The 2442-nt window shown below is 42.1% G+C and carries 1 pseudogene; it reads left to right on the forward strand.

Annotation, left to right across the window (positions count from 1 at the left end):
• Positions 1 to 1404: 1404 nt before the first annotated feature.
• Positions 1405 to 2388: pseudogene (locus ACED46_RS21730) on the forward strand (reverse transcriptase domain-containing protein); the annotation flags it as partial.
• Positions 2389 to 2442: the final 54 nt, after the last annotated feature.

The following is a 2442-nucleotide window of genomic DNA, read 5'->3' on the forward strand; positions in this document are numbered from 1 at the left end:
GCCTTGGAACTTCAAACACTGACAAGTCGCCCCGTGGGTTCATGGGGCGGATACTTCTCAGCCAGCTACATTTTGTATATCACTTATCAGCTAAAATGGTGGCCAATATCTTATCGCCTTTGCATTCAACACTGACGTTCATTCCATTGACGAGTGCTCTCTCATTAGGCGCACTTGCTCTCATATCGAGTCCACTTGTTTAAATTTGGACAACTAGTTCGGTAAGCGTTAAAGAAAGAGTGCTGATTACCCTGAAGTTTTAGTGTAGGCCACATCTTGATGTTATCGAAGATGGCCAATCGCAATGCAAAAATAGACACAGCCCTGGAATATTGAAGCTAATGTTATCGAAAGCTTTTCTGCACTATTTTTTTAGTTTGCGTAATTGGTGTAGCCAAACTTAACACCAATGATACGAACCGCCATATAAGTTTTAACTCATACCATTTGACGTATTATTGCGGAATATTTTGTCTATGACAGTATGACTTTGTAAGTAAAATCATTACATAATGAAAGCGTATTTATTAAGTTGCCAGTTCAAACCTTGATGTATTGTTTTCATAAAGTTCAACGTTAATGTCGGTTTTATCTAATAGTCATAAGATGTTGCTCCTAATGAATTGATAGCAGCGTAGCTTCTTACGTCTAAAGCGGGACTGTATTGGATAAACCTGTGATAAAAATACAACGATTCACAAAAATGCTGTGCTTGGCCGACATATCACTCAGATTGACATCACTCATGGAAGTTGATTAAACGACTTTATATACTTGTAGTAATTCATTGTTTACTAAATTAGTAAAATCACTGACACGCTTTTGTCCGTGCGACCTGAAGTCGTATGAAGTGCTGTTCACCGCAACAAGTGTGAACCATCTGTATCACCAGATGACCCTAGGGTTCTGAATAAAGCAGCGAACCCGACAATGTAACGAAGTTCAGCCTTTGCTGAGCGGGAATGAATTCGTGAGAGGACGTTCCTCCTGATAACCACAATTGGGTGAGTGCTAGGGTGTTGGTATGATGAACGTAAGTGAATCCATTTAAGATGCGTTATACGTGGATCAGCGGAAGTGGTTAATACGCTGTGGCCAAAAGGCATGAGAGTAGGAAAGAGATTGGACAGTGCTCTTTCGTGATCAAGACGCTCTCCGCATTATAGTGGGCATCTAACCCGACGTTGCCCGACATACGGAACAGGGTAAGCCTGTACTTCTCCCTTTGGGAAAGCGGTCTGCAAAGACAGCCGATAGTGGTGCAGGTAAAGGAGGCTAGAAAAAGCGAAAGCCGTGTTGTAATGATGCGGATACAGGTTGTTATCTGGCGCGAAAGCGAGCTGACTTCTAGCTGGTCTCCCGTTGCAAGATAATTTGAAGAACTTTATTCAAGGAGAAATGCAAATGGTAGCTTCAAAAGAAGTTAGTGCCTCTCCTAACGGCACTCGATGGCAATCCATTAACTGGAAAGCCGTCGAACAACACGTATTAAAGCTTCAAATACGCATTGCAAAAGCAACTCGAGAAGGTAAACGCAGTAAGGCGAAAGCATTGCAGTGGATACTAACTCACTCGAAAGCGGCAAAACTTCTTGCCGTTAAACGAGTGTCACAAAATAAAGGCAGCAAAACGCCAGGAATCGACGGCATCATCTGGAATACGGATGCTCGTCGTGTGGCAGCGGTTAATCAATTGAGTCGGAAAGGCTACAAAGCTAAACCACTCAGACGTATCTATATCCCCAAGAAAAACGGCAAACTCAGACCTTTAGGTATTCCGTGTATGATAGATCGAGCGCAACAAGCGCTTTATCTACTTGCCTTGGAGCCTATCTCTGAGACCATTGCTGACCTAAATAGCTATGGTTTTCGACCTAATAGAAGCACAGCCGATGCAATCGAACAATGCTTCAAATGCTTGGGTCTTAAACGTTCAGCACAATGGGTTCTTGAGGGGGACATTAAGGCTTGTTTCGATAAAATTGGTCATCAGTGGCTAATCGATAACATTCAAACAGATAAACGAATGTTGAAGCAATGGCTTGAGTGCGGTTTTATCGATAAAGGACTGTTTTACAAGACAGCAGAGGGGACGCCTCAAGGCGGTATAATTTCCCCAACGCTTATGCTGTTGACGTTAGCAGGTTTAGAAAATCTGGTTAAGTCGGTAGCACGTAAAACTGGCGATAGAGTCAACTTCATTGGATACGCTGATGATTTTGTAATAACTGGGACTTCAAAGGAAGTTTTGGTGAACAACATCAAACCGCAGCTAATTAGCTTTCTAGAAGAAAGAGGTTTAACACTTTCTGAAGAGAAAACACACGTAACTCATATCAATGATGGTTTTGATTTTTTGGGATTTAATCTCAGAAAGTACAAAGGCAAACGGCGTTGTTGCCTAAATTAGTTGAACCTTTTCCAAGTCCTGTGATCTGATCAT

The organism is Vibrio sp. 1S139, from assembly GCF_041439475.1.
GTDB lineage: Bacteria > Pseudomonadota > Gammaproteobacteria > Enterobacterales > Vibrionaceae > Vibrio > Vibrio crassostreae_C.